Source organism: Vibrio sp. RE88, assembly GCF_013113835.1.
Classification (GTDB): domain Bacteria; phylum Pseudomonadota; class Gammaproteobacteria; order Enterobacterales; family Vibrionaceae; genus Vibrio.
The window spans coordinates 11,618-32,164 of the sequence record NZ_VTYQ01000008.1 but is presented as its reverse complement, the minus strand read 5'-3'; the positions used below and the strand labels follow the sequence as shown (position 1 = coordinate 32,164).

Annotated in this window: 20 protein-coding genes; 5 read left to right on the top strand and 15 right to left on the bottom strand. The window is 48.4% G+C overall.

The window, feature by feature from the left end:
• Positions 1-28: 28 nt before the first annotated feature.
• Positions 29-1,339, top strand: coding sequence for a two-component system sensor histidine kinase EnvZ (gene envZ / locus F0265_RS18350; protein ID WP_171749950.1), 1,311 nt, complete (start codon positions 29-31; stop codon positions 1,337-1,339).
• Positions 1,340-1,393: 54 nt separating this feature from the next.
• Here envZ and F0265_RS18345 read toward each other — a convergent pair whose 3' ends face one another.
• The 12 genes from F0265_RS18345 to gspC are packed head-to-tail and all read right to left on the bottom strand — an operon-like array spanning position 1,394 to position 12,615.
• Positions 1,394-2,155 carry a type II secretion system protein N gene (locus F0265_RS18345; protein WP_171749949.1) on the bottom strand — a complete coding sequence of 254 codons (762 nt, stop codon included), beginning with the start codon at positions 2,153-2,155 and terminating at the stop codon, positions 1,394-1,396.
• A gap of 6 nt (positions 2,156-2,161) precedes the next feature.
• Positions 2,162-2,653, bottom strand: a complete 492-nt coding sequence (locus tag F0265_RS18340; protein ID WP_171749948.1) for a type II secretion system protein M — start codon at positions 2,651-2,653, stop codon at positions 2,162-2,164.
• Positions 2,654-2,663: 10 nt separating this feature from the next.
• On the bottom strand, positions 2,664-3,878 hold the full coding sequence (gene gspL / locus F0265_RS18335) for a type II secretion system protein GspL (protein WP_171749947.1): 1,215 nt from the start codon (positions 3,876-3,878) through the stop codon (positions 2,664-2,666).
• A complete protein-coding gene (gene gspK, locus F0265_RS18330) occupies positions 3,841-4,866 on the bottom strand; it encodes a type II secretion system minor pseudopilin GspK (RefSeq protein ID WP_171749946.1) in 1,026 nt (341 codons plus the stop codon). Before gspK ends, gspL begins: the two co-directional genes overlap by 38 nt.
• Positions 4,856-5,509 (bottom strand): type II secretion system minor pseudopilin GspJ, encoded by a 654-nt coding sequence (gspJ, locus tag F0265_RS18325; protein WP_006957213.1) that lies wholly within the window; start codon positions 5,507-5,509, stop codon positions 4,856-4,858. Before gspJ ends, gspK begins: the two co-directional genes overlap by 11 nt.
• On the bottom strand, positions 5,496-5,849 hold the full coding sequence (gene gspI / locus F0265_RS18320) for a type II secretion system minor pseudopilin GspI (protein ID WP_043009552.1): 354 nt from the start codon (positions 5,847-5,849) through the stop codon (positions 5,496-5,498). Before gspI ends, gspJ begins: the two co-directional genes overlap by 14 nt.
• Positions 5,839-6,441 carry a type II secretion system minor pseudopilin GspH gene (gene gspH, locus F0265_RS18315; RefSeq protein WP_171749945.1) on the bottom strand — a complete coding sequence of 201 codons (603 nt, stop codon included), beginning with the start codon at positions 6,439-6,441 and terminating at the stop codon, positions 5,839-5,841. The genes gspI and gspH overlap by 11 nt, the downstream gene beginning before the upstream one ends.
• 33 nt (positions 6,442-6,474) lie before the next feature.
• The gene (gene gspG, locus F0265_RS18310) at positions 6,475-6,918 is read right to left on the bottom strand and encodes a type II secretion system major pseudopilin GspG (RefSeq protein ID WP_006957217.1); all 444 of its coding nucleotides are present in this window, start codon (positions 6,916-6,918) and stop codon (positions 6,475-6,477) included.
• 53 nt (positions 6,919-6,971) lie between these two features.
• Positions 6,972-8,195 (bottom strand): type II secretion system inner membrane protein GspF, encoded by a 1,224-nt coding sequence (gspF, locus tag F0265_RS18305; protein ID WP_019276606.1) that lies wholly within the window; start codon positions 8,193-8,195, stop codon positions 6,972-6,974.
• Positions 8,195-9,679 carry a type II secretion system ATPase GspE gene (gspE, locus tag F0265_RS18300; protein WP_045986840.1) on the bottom strand — a complete coding sequence of 495 codons (1,485 nt, stop codon included), beginning with the start codon at positions 9,677-9,679 and terminating at the stop codon, positions 8,195-8,197. Before gspE ends, gspF begins: the two co-directional genes overlap by 1 nt.
• On the bottom strand, positions 9,679-11,709 hold the full coding sequence (gene gspD / locus F0265_RS18295; protein WP_006957220.1) for a type II secretion system secretin GspD: 2,031 nt from the start codon (positions 11,707-11,709) through the stop codon (positions 9,679-9,681). Before gspD ends, gspE begins: the two co-directional genes overlap by 1 nt.
• A 39-nt stretch (positions 11,710-11,748) precedes the next feature.
• Positions 11,749-12,615: a type II secretion system protein GspC gene (gspC, locus tag F0265_RS18290; protein WP_006957221.1), complete on the bottom strand. Its 867-nt coding sequence runs from the start codon at positions 12,613-12,615 to the stop codon at positions 11,749-11,751.
• A 254-nt stretch (positions 12,616-12,869) separates the two neighbouring features.
• Between gspC and hslR the strand changes: the two genes are divergently transcribed.
• From hslR to F0265_RS18270, 4 genes are all read left to right on the top strand, one after another.
• Entirely contained in the window at positions 12,870-13,256 is a 387-nt protein-coding gene (gene hslR / locus F0265_RS18285) for a ribosome-associated heat shock protein Hsp15 (protein ID WP_006957222.1), read from the top strand.
• 56 nt (positions 13,257-13,312) lie between these two features.
• Positions 13,313-14,188, top strand: coding sequence for an Hsp33 family molecular chaperone HslO (hslO, locus tag F0265_RS18280; protein WP_006957223.1), 876 nt, complete (start codon positions 13,313-13,315; stop codon positions 14,186-14,188).
• A gap of 339 nt (positions 14,189-14,527) precedes the next feature.
• Positions 14,528-16,159, top strand: a complete 1,632-nt coding sequence (gene pckA, locus F0265_RS18275) for a phosphoenolpyruvate carboxykinase (ATP) (protein ID WP_043009557.1) — start codon at positions 14,528-14,530, stop codon at positions 16,157-16,159.
• 112 nt (positions 16,160-16,271) lie between these two features.
• Positions 16,272-18,230 (top strand): AsmA family protein, encoded by a 1,959-nt coding sequence (locus F0265_RS18270; RefSeq protein ID WP_171749944.1) that lies wholly within the window; start codon positions 16,272-16,274, stop codon positions 18,228-18,230.
• On the opposite strand, the gene F0265_RS18265 is transcribed toward F0265_RS18270, so the two are convergent.
• Genes F0265_RS18265 through F0265_RS18255 form a run of 3 tightly spaced genes read right to left on the bottom strand, consistent with a single transcriptional unit; the run spans position 18,182 to position 20,501 of the window.
• Positions 18,182-19,123 (bottom strand): bifunctional GNAT family N-acetyltransferase/hotdog fold thioesterase, encoded by a 942-nt coding sequence (locus tag F0265_RS18265; protein WP_006957226.1) that lies wholly within the window; start codon positions 19,121-19,123, stop codon positions 18,182-18,184. The two genes, F0265_RS18270 and F0265_RS18265, sit on opposite strands and share 49 nt — an antisense overlap.
• A 57-nt stretch (positions 19,124-19,180) precedes the next feature.
• Positions 19,181-19,615 (bottom strand): D-aminoacyl-tRNA deacylase, encoded by a 435-nt coding sequence (gene dtd / locus F0265_RS18260; RefSeq protein WP_006957227.1) that lies wholly within the window; start codon positions 19,613-19,615, stop codon positions 19,181-19,183.
• Positions 19,587-20,501: a virulence factor BrkB family protein gene (locus F0265_RS18255; protein WP_038164381.1), complete on the bottom strand. Its 915-nt coding sequence runs from the start codon at positions 20,499-20,501 to the stop codon at positions 19,587-19,589. Before F0265_RS18255 ends, dtd begins: the two co-directional genes overlap by 29 nt.
• Positions 20,502-20,547: the final 46 nt, after the last annotated feature.

Sequence of the window (20,547 nt, the reverse complement as noted above, 5' to 3'; positions counted from 1 at the left end):
TGTTTTCACCGCTATCAAGGCCGCCAATATGCGTATTCGCAGCTCCTTTACTCAATCGATTTTTATCTTTCTCACCTTATTGATTGCCAGTCAGGTTTACTCCTACTACGCGGTATTTAACTATGCGTTGATGCCGAGTTTGCAACAGTTTAATAAGATCCTCGGCCACGAAATCAATCTGATGCTCGACGATTCAGCCGCCATCGAAGATGGCTTGCAGATGGACGCCCCACTGAGACGCAGAGTGCTGGAGCAGCTAGGCGTCACCATTCACGCCGACGACAGCCCGATAGCGGATGAGTATTATCATGCGGTCAGCATTGACCTCATGAGCGAAGAGATGAGCAAAGAGCTCGGTTCACCTACCGATGTGCGCATGATGCTGGGCTCGGATAGCTATATTCTGTGGATGAAAATCGATTCTTTGCCCGGCTCTCTGCTGCGCATTCCGCTGTCTGAATTGCAGGAAGAAGACTTTGCGCCGCTATTTCGCAACAGCTTGATCATGGCGTTACTGATTGTCGCCGGTGGCTGGCTTTTCATCCGTTTACAAAACCGACCTTTGATTGCACTGGAAAAAGCCGCCAAAGGCGTTGGTCGAGGGGACATTCCTCCACCTTTACCAGAGAAAGGCGCGACAGAAATCCGTTCGGTGACACGAGCATTTAATCAGATGTCAAAAGGCATTCAGGCACTGGAGGAAGACCGTGCACTGCTGATGGCTGGCATCAGTCATGATTTGAGAACGCCTCTGACACGCATCCGTCTTGCTACTGAAATGATGTCGCCGCAAGACAGCTATTTAGCTGAAGGTATCATCAGTGATACCGAAGAGTGTAATGAGATCATCAGCCAGTTTATGGACTACCTCAAGCCGGTCAATAAAGAGTCGTTCATCGAGGTTGACCTCAATGAAATCGCCAATGATATTGCGACATCAGAAGGTGGTTACGAGATTCAAATTGAGACTGAGTTACAGCAGCCACTGAAATTCGCTAATGGCAGCCCAATAGCGATTAAGCGGGCGGTGAGTAACTTAGTGGTCAACGCAATACGCTATGGCAATGGCTGGGTCAAAGTCAGCACTGGCGCAACTGCGGACAACAAGCTGGTCTGGGTATGTATAGAAGATAACGGCCCGGGTATTGAGCAAAGCCAGATAGGTAAGTTATTTGAACCTTTCACCCGAGGTGATACGGCACGCGGTAGTGAAGGCACGGGTCTTGGGCTGGCGATTGTAAAGCGTATTGCCAGCCAGCATAACGGTACCGTGATCATCAATAACCGCAGCGGTGGTGGCTTAAGGGCGCAGATCAGTTTTCCGACAGTCGGCAAATAATCATTGAAACAAAAAAGGGGCCAAAGCCCCTTTTTTTATTGGATATCAACGGCCTTAAAGGCGCCCTTGATAAGTAAACTGATAACGACCTTCAGAATCTGGCGTTGGTAACCATTTCAGCTGTTCCGCCAATGAGCCAGGAAACTCGTTGCCCGGTTTAAACCAAGCCGAAGCCTGATAGCTGCGATTGGCCTGCATCACGACTTCCGCCGCACTGCTCACCTGTTGACTGTTTTGATCACCTTTCAAGGTGATCTGGCTATCCTGACAACTAAAGTCAACCACAACTGGGCCAACGCTCAGCTCATCCAATGGCGTAATCACTTTATCCGTATTCCACACCACTGACCCTTCACCAGTCTGACAATAAGGCGCGGTATACACCATCGACTTAATGCTCAGCTCAACCTGTCCCGTCAGTTCAACAGGTACTGGCATCGGAGGCGTCAGTTCGAGGATTTTTTCCACCGGTAATGAAGCGATCAGGTTCTCCGCATAAGGGCCCGACATGCTGTAGCCTACAACACCGCGTCCAGTCACTTGCATGTCACTACCGCGACCAAAACGAACCTGCGCTTCAGCTTTACCCGTTAGTAATTTCAGTGGCGCCAATTGCCAATGCAAAGCTCCTAACTTCTGTCTTTGCCAGCTGACACCGGTGGCACTGCCATCCCAGATGGTGCCTGAAACGCCATTAATAACTAACTGCGGTGGCAATGGTAGATAGTTCAGTACAACCTGAGCGGGAACATGCGCTACAGCACTAACTAGAAAGACCACCACCAGCGCCAGACTGAGCAGAATGACTCTTTTCACTTCGTGTTATCCTTTAACAAACTGTAAGCGCTTAACTTCAACCGTCCCATCTTGCTCACCTTTATCAATATCCATAAAGGTTGCTGAGACGCCATGCTTTTCCTGCAGGAACGTCATCCAATCAATCAGACGGTTGAATGGCATCGGCTGAACCCAGACCTGCAGTTCCTCGCCACGCGGCTGGACTCTGACAAGCTCTGCACCAAAACGTGAAGCCGTTGAAGAAATGGACTGGTTAAGTGGCAAACTTGACGATGCCACTCCACCCTGAGCACGCAGCTGACTGATATTGTCTGCTTTGTCTTTCACCCAGTTGAGCAGTTGCTTCTCGCTCTGGATACGATTCGTCGCCAATTCGGCACGCTGACTGACAGGTTGCAATATGCCCCAGTAGATCACACCCAAAAACAGCAGTACTGAACAAGCGATCAGCAAGCGTTGCTCACGCTGGCTGGTGCCGACCCACCACGTCTGAAGTGTAGATAGTAATTGTTTCATCAGCGGCTCCCTATAAACGCTTAAGCACAAAGGTGCCGTTAACTAGAGTCCCTGATTTACTCAGTTGCCCCTGTTCAACTGTAAATTGACCCGACATCAGTTCACGCGCTTTTTCAAACGTTTGGAAATCATTACTTTGCGCCTGAAGCCTGACTTCACCACGGGTACTGTCGTACTTGAAGCTGGTGAGCCTTAGACCCGGTACCTGCTTCATCACCTGAGGCATTTTCACCATCCACTCCAGTACCGATTCGCCACTGCCACCACCGGACAGTCGGCTCTCCTCTCGTTCCATTTCTCGTTTCAGATAGGTGACGGTCGGAATTTTATTCTTGCTGGTCACTTGGCGGAAAATACGTTCACTTTCCTGACGATAGGCATTGGCTTGCGTTTCAGCACTTTGGATTTGCAGCCAGTTGTCGACACTGAGAATGGCAACCAAGACTCCTGCTGCAATCGCCGCTTTACGCCACACTTTGAGATGACGACCAAAAGACGACTTCGGCTTAAACTCACCAGACAACAGGTTGATCTTACTTTTAATGGCTTGCTCGGCAAGCAACTGCATGACCAACTGTGGTTGTTCATTGTGCCATTTTTGCTCATCCGCCAATGTCAGCTCTGGTAAGTGTGAATAGGCCTGAAGTGGCAGATACTCCTCCCCTTGCTTCACCCAGTCAGACTGAGCCAGAAGCGGCAACCAAGCCAATTCAATACTTACCGCACTAAACTGACCTTTTTTCACTAACCACTGGCCATCCAGCTCTACCGCACTCAAGCCTGACTCGTCAGCGACAGGTAAAGCCAATGCATCAGGCAATACCTTACGCACCGCAAAGCTAAGCTGTCGCATGTCAGCCAATATTGATTCCAGCCAGCTGTAGTCAATCCCACAGACATACGCCTGATTGGCTTCCTTTGCCAAGACAGTAAAGTGCAGTTCGTCGACATCCTGTGCCACATCGTCTTCCAGCATGAACGGCAGCATAGAATCAAACTGTCGATTCGCGCCTGCTGGGACTTCAAGCTGCGTCAGAACCAGATTGGCTGCGGACACCAGTACAATAACTTGGCGCCCTTCTGCGTAATTGGCAAGCTCGGCCAAATCTTGGTGATCTTGCAGTTCACCGCTCGCTATCACTTCCTTTTGGCTCTCTGACCAAACCAGCCATTGAATCGCTGCTGTTTTACTTTTGCTCAGCCGAACGATTAGAAACTCGTTCACCGATCCCTCCAAAGCGACGGCGTATTACCGTTGCAGTTTCTCTATTATTACTAAACAACAGGCTGCGAATTCGCACCCTGGATTTATCCACTAGCACCTCAGCATCGAGCTCAAAATACACGCTGTCGACGCTCAGGTAGCCTTTGACTTGCTTTTTAACATCCTCGCTCAAACCACTTAGGTCCGATTCAGCGAGAAAATCATCCGTTGATGCCCACCCATCGGGGCCACGGTTTTCCAAAATCTGCTTTGCCTGAGACGAACTCAGGTTCGGATAGAACATCGCCGCCAGTAACGCTGCATGCTCTGGCGCAATGGTATTCACATTAAGGCGAAAATCAGAAGTAGGCAGCGCGCAAATCATCGGGCTGACTTTTTCCATCACTTCACCACTGACCTTATTTACTGAACGCAACTCACTGCTGTCTGCCAACAAGGTATTGGCAGTCAAATACGCAGGCGATAAGCCTTCGTAGTGGCTATCTTCGACACCCGATGATGAGTTAACCGAATCATTGCTATCAACAAATTCCCACAGCGACTGGGCAATGGTTTCTGCTTCGTAGTTGTCCACTTGCAGCTCTTCAAGCAGATTCTGAAACTTTTCCACCAAGAAAGGTAACTGCGCAGACCCAGCCGTTTGCTCCACATCAGACAGCGCATTGATATTGAAACACGCCTGAGCATCATGCAACTTGCCGCTCACTGTGCCGTAGTCCAATGGCATGCTATCCAACTCTTGAGCCCAAGGCTGGGACAGATTGATACTGTCGTCGTTGTCTTTATAGCTTTGTTCAATACCGTACTTAGCCAGCGCTTCAACACCCAAACTGTACCAGTACGCTTGTTGATAATTGATTTGGCTGCCAGCACGCTTGAACTGACTGAACAAACGATCGGCCATACTGGCGGCGATACTGACCATAACCGCTAACAGCAGTAAAATGACAATCAGAGCGACACCGCGCTGAGGACGTTTAGCTGCCATCGCTTTTCTCCTCAGAACCGCCAATCTCACCGCCCGCCGTCATATAAATGCGTTCAATCTTGCCGTAATCTTCCAGTTCAAGTTCAACCGCCACCGCCTGAGGCAACATGGCTTTCTTATCCCACTCTTTTTTCCAGTCTGAGCCGTCAAAGAACTTCACATTAAATTTTTCCACTTTGTCGATCAGCGGCATCGCTATTCCCGCTTGCCCTGCGGGCGTATCAGCATAGCGCCACCAGACGCGCTCAAGCACGTCATCTTTGATCCGGTAGCCCACTTTACTCACTTCACCACGCGGAAACTGCTGCTGTGGGTTATGCCAGCCTAAACGGGTAAACATGATCCCGTTGGCATCGGAATCCAGCAAATACTCTTTCCACTGCACCAACAGGCCATTGGACTCTTCACCATTCGTTCGGGTCTGGCGTAGAGCCATCTGACGAAAGTCACCATCCATAAATACTAAGGCGCGTTGCAGCGTTTTCAGTCGCTCACTGCGTTCCATGGACAGTTCATTGCTGCGCTGTACTTGATTCAGAACCTGATAAGCGCCCACGCTCAAGCTGGCAAAGATGGCAATCGCCACCAGTACTTCGATCAGCGTGAAACCGCCCTGAGAGGCCGATGTTTTACTTCGCCACATAGCTTCTCACCGTCACCACTGGCGAACTTTTTTCACTGGTCGCCACCTTGACATCAAACGCCTGCAAAATGTCACCAGTAGTCTCGACAGGCTCTACCGACCAGAACCAATCTCGCCCGGCCAGTTCTTCTTTGCCTTTTTTCTTGCTCGGCTTGCTACCTGCCAGCATCACTTTGGCCATCTGATTATCCGCGACTAACGCAGCGAAGGTTTTTTCTTCCAGATAATTTAAGGTGTTGATATGTTGGCTGACAGAACGAATGGTCGCTATCGCTGCAGTAGCGAATATCGCTAACGCAACCAACACTTCCAGTAACGTCATGCCCCGTTTAGCTTTCATCTTCGCTTTCTCCCGGAGCCAACAGCACTATCTGTCCATTTTCTTTTGCCACTACTTTCCAAGCATCCTGCTCTTCATCACCTTGTTCAGGATAAATGGCAACAGAAAATGGCGTTACTTCACCACTGGAGACAATAAACACTTGTGGCGGACGCAGCTTTTTCTCTTCTTTGTACTCAGCAAACATATCTTCATCAAACAGGGTTCCCGGCTTAAACAGACGATCATCATCGCCCCATGCGCCACCACCTAGAGTCAGTGTCATAGCTACCGAGTCATTCAACTTCGTTTCGTAAGGAATCTGGTCGATATTGAGTTTCTGCCAGCCTTCACTTTCCAGAGACATCAAGTAATAGACCGATTTCTTCTCATCGACGCGCAGACCGAAGTCTCGGCCACTGAGCATCGCTTCTTCATTAAGGAGCAATATTCGCTGAAAAAGAGATTCAGCCTGCTTCTTTGCCACATCTTTTGAGCTGGTAGGTAACGTGGAGATCACCGCCACCGAAGCGAGGGACACCAGTACCAGAACCAGTAAGATTTCCAGCAGAGTAAAGCCAGTACGAGAGAGAGTTGGGTAACCTTGACGCATAGGAAAAAGAGGGCGGCTTATGCCGCCTCTGCCTTATTGAAAGTCCTGAATGTTCCAGTTGCCGATATCGGCATTGACACCTTCACCACCTTCTTGGCCATCAGCACCTAGAGTGAAAATATCGATGTTGCCGTTGTCACCTGGGCTCAGGTATTGGTAGTCGTTACCCCAAGGGTCAGTTGGCAGACGCTTGATGTAGCCACCGTCGCGGTAGTTACGCGGCTCAGGGCTTGATGGCTTGTTGACTAGCGCTTCCAAACCTTGGTCTGTGGTTGGATAAACGCTGTTGTCCAGCTTGTACATATCCAGTGCATTTTCTAGCGCAACAATATCTGTAATCGCTTTCTGTTGGTCAGCCTTTTCTTTATTACCCAACAAGTTAGGAACAACAAAGCTCGCTAAAATACCTAAGATGACGACAACAACCATCACCTCTAAAAGCGTAAAGCCAGACTGCTTGTTCATTTTTCTTTTCATTATATTCTCCAAATAAAAATTCATAGCGAGAGGTTAAACTGCTCTCAGTATGACTATCCACTCATTAAGTTGTTCATTTCTAAAATTGGCATCAGGGTCGCCATTACGATAAACAGTACTAATCCAGCCATCAGTGCGATCAATGCCGGGGTGAAGATACCTAAGGCGATATTGACCGTTGATTCAAAGTTGGCATCCTGATTATCGGCCGCACGAGTCAACATACTTTCCAACTCACCACTCTGTTCACCACTGGCGATCATGTGCAGCATCATTGGCGGGAAAAGCTTGGTCTGTTCAAGTGACTTACGCAGGCTTGCCCCTTCACGGACGTTATCGGTCGCGCTAAGAACCTGCTGCTTAACGTAATGATTCGACATCACGTCCACCGCTACTTTCATCCCTTCCAATATTGGAATTGCACTGGAAGTACAGATGGATAAGGTACGCGCAAAGCGAGAGGTGTTCAGGCCACGAGAGATTTTGCCAATCATCGGCATATGAACAATTTTGCGATCCCAGCTCAGGCGCAGGTTAGGTTTACTGAGAGCAAACTTAAACAGATACACCAGCACGGTCAGAGCTACTAAAATTTGAATGCCCCAGTTTTGAATAAAATCACTGGAAGCAAGAAGGAACTGAGTCGATTGAGGCAGTTCTTGTCCCATCTGAACAAACTGGCCAACAATCTTGGGCACTACTGCCGCGAGCAAAAACGCTACAATACCGACGGCAAACACCACCAGAACAACAGGGTAGATCATCGCCTGCTGCAGCTTAGAGCGCATTTTTTGGCGATTTTCTGCATAGTCCGCCAGACGTTCCAAAACCGCATCTAAATGACCAGACTTTTCACCTGCCGACACCATAGAGCGGAACAAATCATCAAAGATGTGCGGAAAATCCGCCAAACTGTCAGCCAGCGTATAACCTTCGGTGACTTTTGAGCGCACGGCGAGCAGCATGGTTCGAATGCGCGGCTTTTCAGACTGCTCTGAAACCGCCTTAAGACACTCTTCTAGCGGCATTCCCGATTGAACCAGTGTCGCTAACTGGCGAGTAATCAAAGCCAAATCAGGCGTGCTGATACCACGTTTAAAGGTCAACCCAGCTTGCTCGGTCTGCTTCTTGGCTTTCTGACGTGTTTCACTCACCTCAACCGGCATCAACCCCTGCTCTTTGAGCCGGGCTCGGACCTGACGTGCGTTATCGCCTTCAATCACCCCTTTCTGGGTTTTGCCTTTTTTATTGAGGGCTTTATATTCAAACGCTGCCATTAGCCTTCCTTAGTCACCCGCATGACTTCTTCAAGAGAAGTGATACCTTGACGAACTTTACTCAGGCCATCATCACGAATACTTGGCGTATGCTCACGAATGGCTTTTTCAATCGCTTGCTCGCCCGCTTCGCTGTGAATTTTCTCCTGCACCTGCTCGTTGACCACCAGCAGCTCATGAATACCCGTACGACCACGATAACCTTTGTGATTACAGTGTTCACAGCCATTGGCTCGATAGAGGATCAGCTCTTCTTTCTTCTTCAGATCAAACAGCTTTTTGGTTTCTTTGTCTGCTTCGTAAGGCTCTTTACAATCAGGGCAAAGCGTACGAACTAAGCGCTGCGCCAACACCCCTAATAGTGAGGACGAGATCAGGAACGGCTCAATGCCCATATCCCGCAGACGGGTAATCGCACCCACTGCTGTATTGGTGTGTAGGGTCGACATCACTAAGTGACCGGTCAAAGAAGCCTGTACAGCGATCTGCGCGGTTTCCAAGTCACGGATCTCACCGACCATTACAACATCAGGATCCTGACGCAGAATTGCACGCAAGCCACGAGCGAAGGTCATGTCGACTTTAGGGTTAACTTGCGTCTGACCGATACCATCGATATCAAATTCAATCGGGTCTTCAACGGTAAGAATATTGCGTTCGTTGCTGTTGAGTTCCTGCAGGCCAGCGTACAAGGTGGTCGATTTACCCGAGCCCGTTGGGCCGGTAACCAAGATGATGCCGTGCGGGCGCTCAATCATGCTGCGGAAATTTTCGTGGTTGGCTGGCGTCATGCCTAAGCTATGCAGATCAAGTCGAGTGGCATTCTTATCCAAAAGACGCATCACCACTCGCTCTCCGTGAGACGAAGGCATAGTAGAAACACGCACATCAACTGCTCGACCACCAATGCGCAGAGAAATACGGCCATCTTGAGGCACACGCTTCTCAGCGATATCCAGCTTAGCCATAACCTTAACGCGAGAGACCAATAACGGTGCTAACTTACGACTCGGCGACAACACATCACGCAATACGCCATCAATTCGGAAACGGATTGAAAGCGCTTTTTCGAAGGTCTCGATGTGGATATCCGATGCCCCCTCCTTAATCGCTTCACCGAGCATAGCGTTGATCAACTTGATGATAGGCGCATCGTCATCTGACTCAAGCAGGTCCTCATCTTGCGGCAAATCCTCAGCCAACGAGAAGAAGTCATCACTGTCTGCACCCAAATCTTCCATTAACTGACGCGCCTCCGACGAGTCGCGCTGATACGCTTCCGTCAATTTGGAATCGAACTCATCTTTGGACACTTCGCGCAGCTCAAAATGTTCGCCTACCACACGTTTTACTTCGATCAGGGCTTCAAATGCCAACGGCGCAACATAATACAGCGTGAGACCTTGCTCTGAAGGCTCAAGTACCAGTTGGAAGCGATTGGCAAAGCTAAATGGCAAACGACGGAATGTGACTAACTCATCCATCACTTAGTTTCCATTTGGTCTAGGAAAGCCTGAATCTCAGCAGGGTGACTAATATCTTCACCGAATTTAGGCAGTACAGGCGTTTGCACGTCTTCCATCAATCTCAGACCTTGGTCAGCCTTGTAAAGCTGCTCAGCACGAATAAAGTTGTATTTACGCTGAGTAATACCATCAGCAGTTACACCATCGCGAATGATGGTTGGCTTGATGAATACCATTAGATTGGATTTTTGTAGCTGAGAGCTGGTCGATTTAAACAGACGGCCTAAGTAAGGAATATCACCCAGTAGTGGGACTTTAGATTCACTTTCTTGTGCGCGTTCGTCAATCAAACCACCCAGTACAATCATCTGGCCATCTTCTACCATAACTGACGTATTGAGCTGGCGTTTAGCAAAGCTGACATCCACCGCTGCGTTACTGGTCGCAGGCAGAACGTTAGACACCTCTTGCTCAATGGTAAGCTGTACCGAGTTACCTTCGTTGATTTGCGGAACGACTTTAAGCTTGATACCAACTTCTTTACGATCAACGGTCTGGAATGGGTTGTCGTTGTTTGAGCCTGCCGCAGACCCTGTGATCACTGGTACTTCTTCACCGACAATGAAAGACGCTTCACCGTTATCCATGACAGTAATGCTTGGAGAAGACAGAATGTTAGAATTGGTGTCGCTTGATACTGCGCTGATCAGTGCCGTCCAGTCTCCCATTACTACACTAAGTGCCGCACCATTAACGCCAGAGAGCGCTGAAGCCAATGTGGAGTAGTCTCCTGGTTCCGTAACATCATAAGGTACTCGTTCACCTGCACTATTGGTGTAATACTCTGTACTCTTTTGATCTTCAGCCTCTTCAAGGCCCACCATTACGTTACCGATCTTGGTTCCGGCATTACCATACTGGATCACTGCACCAGTTTCGAGCGAGCCCCACTGGACACCCAAGTTAATACCGTCACCTTCTGTCATTTCGACAATCAGGGCTTCAATCAGCACCTGTGCACGGCGAATATCCAGTTGAGAAATCACATCCTGAAGCGCATTCATAATATCTGGCGGCGCAGTCAGAACCAATGCATTGGTACCTGGGTGAGCTGAGATCATCACCTCGCCACGTTTGGCACTGGACGACTGTTTAGAGCCCGATGATTTTTCTGCCTGAAGATTGTCAGAGACACCTTTCAGCACATCAACCAAGTCTTCCGCTTTGGCGTACTTTAGATACACCACGCGGTTATTGCCTTTGGTAGCCATCTCAATATCAAGCTGCTTAATCAGCTTACGCAGGCGCTGACGTACCTGAGGATCACCGGAAATGAGAATAGAGTTAGTGCGATCATCTGCAACCAGTTTTGGCTGTAAGAAAGCAGGTGTGCTTTTCGCATCAGTCGTCTTGTTCAGAGCTTCTACAATACGAACCATCTCAGCAGCAGAAGCATTATCCAACTCAACCACTTCAATTTCTTTGTCACCCGCTTGGTCGACACGTTTAATAATATCTGCCAGTCGGTTAACTACTGCGGCACGACCTGTAATAAGAATGATATTAGCCGGGTCATAGTGCACAACGTTACCCGCACCCGCATTGTCGTTTAGCTGACGAAGCAGAGGTGAAAGCTCACGCACAGAGACATTACGAACCGCTACCACACGTGTTACGACTTCATCACCTTGAATAGAGCCATCGCCAACCACAGGAATCGCAGAGGTTTTCGCATCTTTAGATTTGATGACCTTGATGACACCGTTGTCCATTTCCACCACAGCGTAGCCATAGACTTCCAGAACATTTAAAAAGAAGCTGTAATATTGTTCTTCCGACAGCATGTCGTAGCTGCGTACATCGATCTTGCCACGTACGGACGGGTCAACAATGATGGTTTTTTCCAGATTCCGACCAACAATGTTGATGAACTCCTGAATATCTGTGCCTTTAAAGCTCGCACTGTATTCATTAGCGAATACAGCGGCAGGTGACGTCAACAAGCTTCCTGCTAAAAGCCAAGCGCTTTTTTTAAGCCAATGGTTCACTCTCTACTCCTCGGAATGATTCACGCATCTGCATCATTCTTATAATTCAATATAAATTTCATAAGGTTGGCCATCTCGTTCTACCGTTAAGTTCAGCTCGGTAAGTTGAGACATATTTTTGAAGATCTCCCCCATCGTCGCGGGGTTACTCAGATCCTGGCCATTGATTTGTGTTGCTATATCCCCTGACTGTAAGCCAACTGATTCGAATAGTTCTTTCTCTTTTCCAGGGGTTAAGCGATAACCAATAACTTCGCCATCTCTTTTTATCTGAGACATACGAACGTATTGGAAAATTTGTTTCGCGTCTTTGCGAATGACAGAGCGTATTTCATCCAGCTTATCAGCGGAGACGTCTGCCTTAATCGATTTGGTTTTAGGCTGTTGCTGTAGATTCTTGGTGTATTTAAGCCCTTCCAGCATGACAGTTTCATTACGACCGGAGTTATCGACGATAATACGATCATACAAGACCTGAACCACCGTCGCTCTAGTGCCTTCCAAGGTTTCACCGATGCCATAAGTCGCCTGCTGACCTCGACTGGCCACCACCGCAAGGTTTTTATTCGCTTCAGTGCTGGTTACAACACCAACCAAGATGACGTTCAAGCGACTTTTCGGCGCTTCCGTTACCACAGGCTTTTTCTCAACCGGCGCCTGCGCTTGATAGCGACCAAACAGGTTGCTGTTTTGTAGCTCAGCGATATTCAACCCTGAATCCTTGCTGACACTACCTGCCACGGAAGTCGGTTGCCATGGGGTTACCGATTGTGACTCCATCGGCTTCCAGATCAATGCACCAGATACCCATGCACTCATGCCCAACAACACTACCGTTGCCATTGAGCTCAAGCGGTCCTGATTTTTCAGGAAACTATCCAGTTGAATTACACCACGTATGTTCACTCACAATCCTTTTGATCACCAGCTGACGAAGCCATGCAAGGTACTGTTTACCAAGCAAAGTACTCTATAATTAGAGTTTTTATTTGAACGAATCATTCTACCAAAATATGAAACAGGCTAAATAGTTAACGGCCTGATTAACATGTAAAGCGGTGGAATTTTACCATGTACCTTGAAAAATGCGCGCTTCATCACCATTGTTACACCAATAATTTGGCACAAGATTCACCACCAGTTAGAGGCTAGTATCCACAATGGGTTCCCAAACTGAAGCAGTTCGACTCGATAAATGGCTATGGGCAGCACGTTTTTACAAAACTCGTTCCATTGCTCGAAATATGGTCGACGGCGGTAAAGTTCACTATAATGGCCAGCGCAGCAAGCCGAGTAAGGCGGTTGAGCTCGGTGCAATCATTACTCTTCGTCAGGGACATGAGGAGAAAACCGTGGTTATCGAAAAGATTTCGGATCAACGACGTGGCGCTCCCGAAGCACAAACCCTCTATACCGAAACTGGGGACAGTCTTGCTAAGCGTGAAGAGAATGCCGCCCGTCGCAAACTTCATGCGCATAGCCCAAGCCCAGATCGTCGCCCTGATAAAAAGCAGCGTCGCGACATCATCAAATTTAAACATCAATAATACCAACCACCATCTGGCTGGTATCAGTAGTACCATACGTACGAGGAAATGCTTACATGGCAAACAATGTTTTAAACCGCTACCTTTTTGAAGACCTGTCTGTACGTGGCGAGTTGGTACAATTGGATGAAGCCTACCAACGCATCATTTCTAGCAAGGAATATCCAGCACCACTACAGAAGCTGTTGGGTGAGCTACTGGTATCGACAACCCTGCTGACCGCGACCTTAAAGTTCGAAGGCTCTATCACGATGCAATTGCAAGGTGACGGTCCGGTCTCTCTGGCTGTCATTAATGGCGATCACGACCAGAAAGTACGCGGAGTCGCGCGCTGGGAAGGAGATATTGCCGATGATGCCAGCATTCATGACATGCTGGGTAAAGGTCACTTAGTGATCACCATCGATCCTAAAAAGGGTGAACGCTACCAAGGTATTGTTGGCCTTGATGGCGACAACTTATCGGATATTCTTGAAAGCTACTTCGCAAACTCAGAGCAGCTTAAGACGCGTATCTGGTTGCGTCTCGGAGAACATGAAGGCCAACAGCGTGCTGCGGGTATGCTGATTCAGGTGATGCCAGATGGCACAGGCACACCTGAAGATTTCGAGCACCTAGAGCAACTGACAGATACGGTCAAAAACGAAGAGCTATTCACACTCGAAGCCAACGACCTGCTTTATCGTCTATACAACCAAGAGAAAGTTCGCCTGTTTGACCCACAACCAGTCGAATTCCACTGTGGCTGTTCACGTGAGCGCAGTGGCGCTGCCATCGTGACTATCGATCGTGCGGAAGTAAATGACATTTTGGCGGAAGTCGGCTCAATTTCTTTACATTGTGATTACTGCGGTACGAACTATACGTTCGACGAAGCTCAAGTCTCGGAGCTGTTCGATCAGACTGATTCGGGCAACAAAACGCTGCATTAATTTTCATAATTTAAGAAGCACGTAATTTACCAGTCAAAAGGCCAGCACATCGCTGGCCTTTTTGTGATCAAAGCCCCGTAAACATTAGCCTTTCACGTAATAAAGCAACTGCTTAATTTTAATCAATTAATAATCCTTTTTGATCTAGCGCAATCCTTTGCGCGCGGGATACACTATCCCAGCCAATATGTGATGAGTCGCTTAAAACCCCATAGAAATCATGGATAATTTTTGAACTATATCCCTGTTTTCACTGAGACCCGTTGCTAGCATGGTGAGCAGATAACAATCAAAACATTATTACAAAATCCCTACAAAATATTCCTACAAGGAGCACCTATGACCGTTATGGAACATGCAAAGGCTGCAACAATTGATCTTACCAAACACGGGCTTCACAACGTAAAAGAGGTTGTCCGCAACCCAAGTTACGAAATGCTGTTCGAAGAAGAAACGCGCGCTGATCTGGAAGGCTACGAAAAGGGTGTAGTCACTGAGCTGGGTGCGGTTGCCGTGGACACTGGTATCTTTACTGGACGCTCACCAAAAGATAAGTACATCGTTAAAGACGCGACCACAGAAGAACACATGTGGTGGACTTCTGATGCGGTTAAAAACGACAACAAGCCCATCACTCAAGAGATCTGGAATGACCTTAAAGATCAGGTCACTGACCAGTTATCAGGTAAACGTGTATTCGTGATTGACGGTTACTGCGGTGCCAACCCAGATACGCGTCTAAGCATCCGCGTTATTACTGAAGTCGCATGGCAAGCGCACTTCGTGAAGAACATGTTCATTCGTCCTAGCGAAGAAGAACTAGCAACGTTCGAACCAGACTTCGTCGTAATGAATGGTGCTAAGTGCACCAACCAGAAATGGAAAGAGCACGGTCTAAACTCTGAAAACTTTACTGTCTTCAACTTGACTGAGCGCATGCAGTTGATCGGCGGTACTTGGTACGGCGGTGAAATGAAGAAGGGTATGTTCGCTATGATGAACTACTTCCTTCCTCTAAAAGACATTGCTTCTATGCACTGTAGTGCTAACAAGTGTAAAGAAAACGGCGATGTTGCTGTCTTCTTCGGCCTATCTGGCACAGGTAAAACCACACTATCCACCGACCCTAAACGTGAATTAATCGGCGATGATGAGCACGGTTGGGACGACGATGGCATCTTCAACTTTGAAGGCGGCTGTTACGCGAAAACCATCAAGCTTTCAAAAGAAGCAGAACCTGACATCTACAATGCGATTCGTCGTGATGCGCTGCTTGAAAACGTAACGGTACTCAGCGACGGCTCAATTGACTTCGATGATGGTTCAAAAACAGAAAACACTCGTGTTTCTTACCCAATTGAACACATTGAGAACATCGTTAAGCCAGTATCAAAAGCAGGCCATGCCAACAAGGTAATCTTCTTGTCTGCGGATGCATTCGGCGTACTGCCTCCTGTGTCTAAGCTGACTCCAGAGCAAACCAAGTACCACTTCCTATCTGGCTTTACCGCGAAACTTGCAGGTACTGAGCGTGGCATTACAGAGCCAACACCAACCTTCTCTGCTTGTTTCGGCGCGGCGTTCCTAACGCTACACCCAACCAAGTACGCAGAAGTTCTGGTGAAACGTATGGAAGCTGCGGGTGCTGAAGCGTACCTAGTTAACACAGGTTGGAACGGCAGTGGCAAACGTATCTCCATTCAAGATACTCGCGGCATCATTGATGCGATCTTAGATGGTTCGATTGAAAAAGCGGACACTAAGCACATTCCAATCTTTAACTTGGAAGTGCCGACTGCACTGCATGACGTTGACCCAGCGATCCTAGATCCACGTGATACTTACACTGACCCACTACAGTGGGAAAGCAAAGCCAAAGATCTGGCTCAGCGCTTCATCAACAACTTCGACAAGTACACGGATAACGATGAAGGTAAATCTCTGGTTGCGGCAGGCCCTCAGCTAGATTAGTGATATCGTCACCAATTGCTTAGCTAAGCCCCTCTTTCGAGGGGCTTTTTGTTGCCTGAAAAGAAAAAATGTTCCAAGCTAGCTACATCTACTCCGAGGGAAGGTCGAGATTTTGAAGAAAGCACTGCTGCTGACTGCCATTGCAATTGTCAGCCTGATCAGCTTGCCGCTATTGGCCCTGTTCGTTCTGCTCAACACCAGCTATGCGAACCAAGTGGTCAGCGTGTTGCTACAAAATCTGACCCCTTATACCATCACGGCTCAACAAGCGTCCTACTCCCCTCCCTTCCAACTGACATTAGAAGATGTTGAAATTGACGCCGAGCCAAAAGCAGTCCTCATCCCCAAGCTGACCGTGTGGTTAAGTCCAACGCTGTGGCAAAACAACCAAGCCTCGTTTGACTCTGTCTTAATTGAAGGCGCCAATCTAGACATCAACGAACTGAATTCACCCTTGCTGCATGCCATTAACCTGCAGCAACTGGCGCTGCAGCATGTCGACATTACTGCGCCGGGTTGGTCAGCCAGAGACGTCAATCTTCAGGTGAAAAAACCTCAGTGGCTCAGCCAAGAGCAAAACCTGCCCTATGGTGACATTCAACTGTCAGCCAAGCAGCTGTATATCAAAGGGGAAGCATTAGATAACTTGCTGATCGATGCACAATATCAGGCACAAGACAGCACCATCTATGGCGCTTCATTCAACTGGCATGGCGCAGAAATTTCCGGTCAAGCGGAACAATTTAGCCAAGGATGGTCGTTGATCAACGTCACCGTCAACAAACTAGATTTGCCGCAGCATAGCTCGGCTGAGAAATTACTCTCAAGACTCAAATCACTCGACCTACCGATTTATCATATTAATAGCCTCGACCTCCTCAGCAGCAACCTCCATTACGCAGGGTGGCAGTTCAATCATCTCGATGCGTCTTTGGAAAACCTCACGCTCGATCGCCCTCTGTGGCAACAAAAACAAGGCTATATCTCGTTTGATGCTGAGAGTGTGGATTTCGACCAACTAAGATTTATTGCACCAACAGCCAAGTTGGGCTTCACTCAAAATCGCATCTCAGTGGATGAGTTTGATACCGATTTCAAGCAAGGCCGTGTCCAGCTAAGCGGAATACTGACACCAGAAGACGTCGCGCTTAACCGCTTAAAAATCACTGGCGTAAAATGGCTGGAGCAAACCGATCAGCTCATCAGTACTTTGGCACAAATGTCACAACCTCTTCATTCGCTTAAGATTGCTGAGCTCGATATCGAAAATGCCCAACTTATTCAAGTCGAACGTCCTCCCTACTGGCAGTTATCTGGCCTCAATATCGAGGGGCAGGAGCTGACTTTGATTCATGATGATCAAGTCGGGCTTTACGATGGCAGCCTGGAAATCACTGCCAACAATGCCAGTATCGAACAGCTGCTGACCACCCAAGCGGTGCTAAAAGCGTCGGCTAAACAGGGTAATATTACCTTAGAACGAGCTTTTATCCCGCTAGATCAAGGCTATATCGAAGCAAGCGGACAATGGCAGCGTCAATCTGTCAGTGCCCCATGGCAACTGTCGCTGCATGCCGATGGTTTTCAGGTCAATCAACCGCTACTACAGGCCCAATTGCCGTTTAAGCTCGCCGGGCTAGCTGAAATCGAACTGGACATGAGTGGCTTGTCTGGTGATTATTCGATGCTGGCGCATAGCCTGAGCGGTACGCTCAATGGCTATCTGCATGACGGTGCACTGGAAGCAAAAAGTGTCGATGGCGATCAAAGCTATCTGCAGATCTGGCCCTTAGATAAAATCACACTCCAAGCCGATCGTGGCCGGATTGAGATTGCATCGAAAGGGGAAAACGCGCAACTGGCAGGGACATTAGATCTGACTAAACCTGAGTTTGGCACATTAATTTTTACCAGCGAGCATAACTGCCAAAGATTGTGGTCCGATATATTCAATCTGACCAATGTGATTCAAGATGTGTGTGGCGAGCCGATTGAATCAACCGCACCCGCCAGCGAAGCAAATCACTCTTCAGAAGATGATGAAGCAGGCAAGTCCAGCATCGACTTGTAATTCGGTAGCAGCATATAAGTACCGACAAACTCCACAGCTTCCGTATCGCCACTGTGAATAGTGACATGAATAACAATACGTGCCTTTCGACCGGAAGCCAGGCGGTCTAAGTCTCCACTGATCCCATCTAACGAGGTTGAAGCCACTGGATTCTGTGTCACCGGATGACGGTAGCGAATCTGGCTGTCAGCCAGAACGATATCACCACTCAAACCACGCTCTTTCATCAACAACCACGTCATTCCCCAACCTGTCAGGGTCGCAAGGGTAAAGGCCGAACCTGCGAACATAGTGTTGTGCGGATTGAGGTTAGGGTTGAGCTGAGAACAACACTCGAACTGATAACCCGTGTACTGATTGATCTTAATGCCCATCTTATCGCTGATAGGGATTTGATGCTCCCAGCGCTCTTGCAGCTCAGTACACCACTCAGGCTTACGTAGCACATTAGCCATTGGGTCGAGCTTTTTGACCATCTGCTGGTGACGCACAGGGCCGCGCTCATCGGTTAATTCACCGCGACGCTCAAAACCGTTCTTTTCGTAGAAAGAGATGGCATCCTCACGCGCATTACACACCAGACGCTTGGCCCCTTCCTGACGGGCAAGCGATTCCAGTGCCACTAGCACCAGCGAACCCATGCCTTTGCTACGACGATTGCCTTTCACCGCCATATAACGAATTTGCGCTTCGCTGTCCGGAGTGATGTAGAGGCGGCCGATAGCCATAGGTCGACCACGACCATCAACAATCATGCGGTGGTGGCTCATCGGATCGTATTCATCACGCTCAGAGCCTAACGGCATGCGCCAAGGTTCGCGCAGCATTTGCCAGCGAAAGTGGTAATACTTATTCAGTTGGTTATCTGTTTTTGGCGTGATCAGCTTAAACATAAAATTCCTTTTCCATGGAAACGCACTTGGCGTTTCCCCTCTAGCCTATCTTTATAATTATACCTGTAACCAGAAGGTTACCGGGCCGTCATTAACCAGTGATACTTTCATATCAGCGGCGAAGCGCCCTCGCTCTGTCGGCAGCACTTGCGAGCACTGGTCTGCAAAGTAATCGTATAAGCGCTCAGCATCCGCTGGATGCGCTCCACGTGAGAAACCGGCACGGGTACCTTTATTGGTATCTGCAGGCAAGGTAAATTGGGAAACCACCAGCACTTTACCTTCGACCTGTTTCACGTTGAGATTCATCTTCCCTTCATCGTCACCAAATACTCGGTAAGTGGTTACACGCTCCATCAATCGCTTCGCTTTAGCTTCATCATCGTCCTTTTCTACGCCAAGTAGAACAAGTAGACCTTGGTCGATTTCACCAACCACTTCACCATCAACGCGCACTGCGGCTTCACTTACTCTTTGGATCAGCGCTATCACTGCTTTTTCCTTCTTGCTGCTGTTTAATCGTTTCCGCCGAGTGTACCATTTCTTGGTCATCACTCCACTGCTCTCGCTCACCTAATGCCGCTGTGACCTCAGCGCCAATCAAAACAATCAGCCAGCACAAGTAAACCCAGACGAACAAAATCGGAATCGCGGCCAGCGCGCCATAAATTAACTGGTAGGAAGGAAATTGAGTAATGTACGCCGCGAAGCCTTTTTTACTTGCCTCAAACAACAGTGCCGCAACAATAGCCCCGACTACCGCATGAGAAACATAGACCTTCTTATTCGGCACTAAGATGTACAAGCCCATAAACGCAAAAAAGGACAGCAAAAAAGGCAACCAGCGTAACAGGAAGTCGTAAGCCCCTGAAATGGCTTCACTATCGATAATTTTTAATGACGTCACATAAGAAGTAGCGGCGATACTCGCTCCAACCAAGATCGGCCCTAGAGTCAGCACCATCCAGTACATGGAAAATGAGAACACGGCACGACGTTTGTGCTCCACTCGCCAGATGTAATTGAGGTTCTTATCGATGTTGGAGATCAGCATTAAAGCGGCGACAAACAAGAACAAACCACCCACGGCGGTCATCTTGCCAGTGTTGGCGACAAATTCGAGTAGTGCCTGTTTCACTGCATCCCCTGCTGCGGGAACAAAATGGGTAATGACAAAATCTTGGATCACGTCTCCAGCGTTAGCGAATACAGAAAACGAAGACAGTACAGATAACAGCACGGTTAACATAGGTACGATCGACAGCAAGGTAATGTAAGCCAGATAGCCCGCATTAACGTTCACTCTATCATGCCCCATTCGGGTGAGCAGATATCGCCCAAAGTTCAGACTTTGCTTGCTCAGTTGCTCGATATTCAACTTGTAACTCCTCATCAACTCCGCCATCCTAACATCATCATTTTAA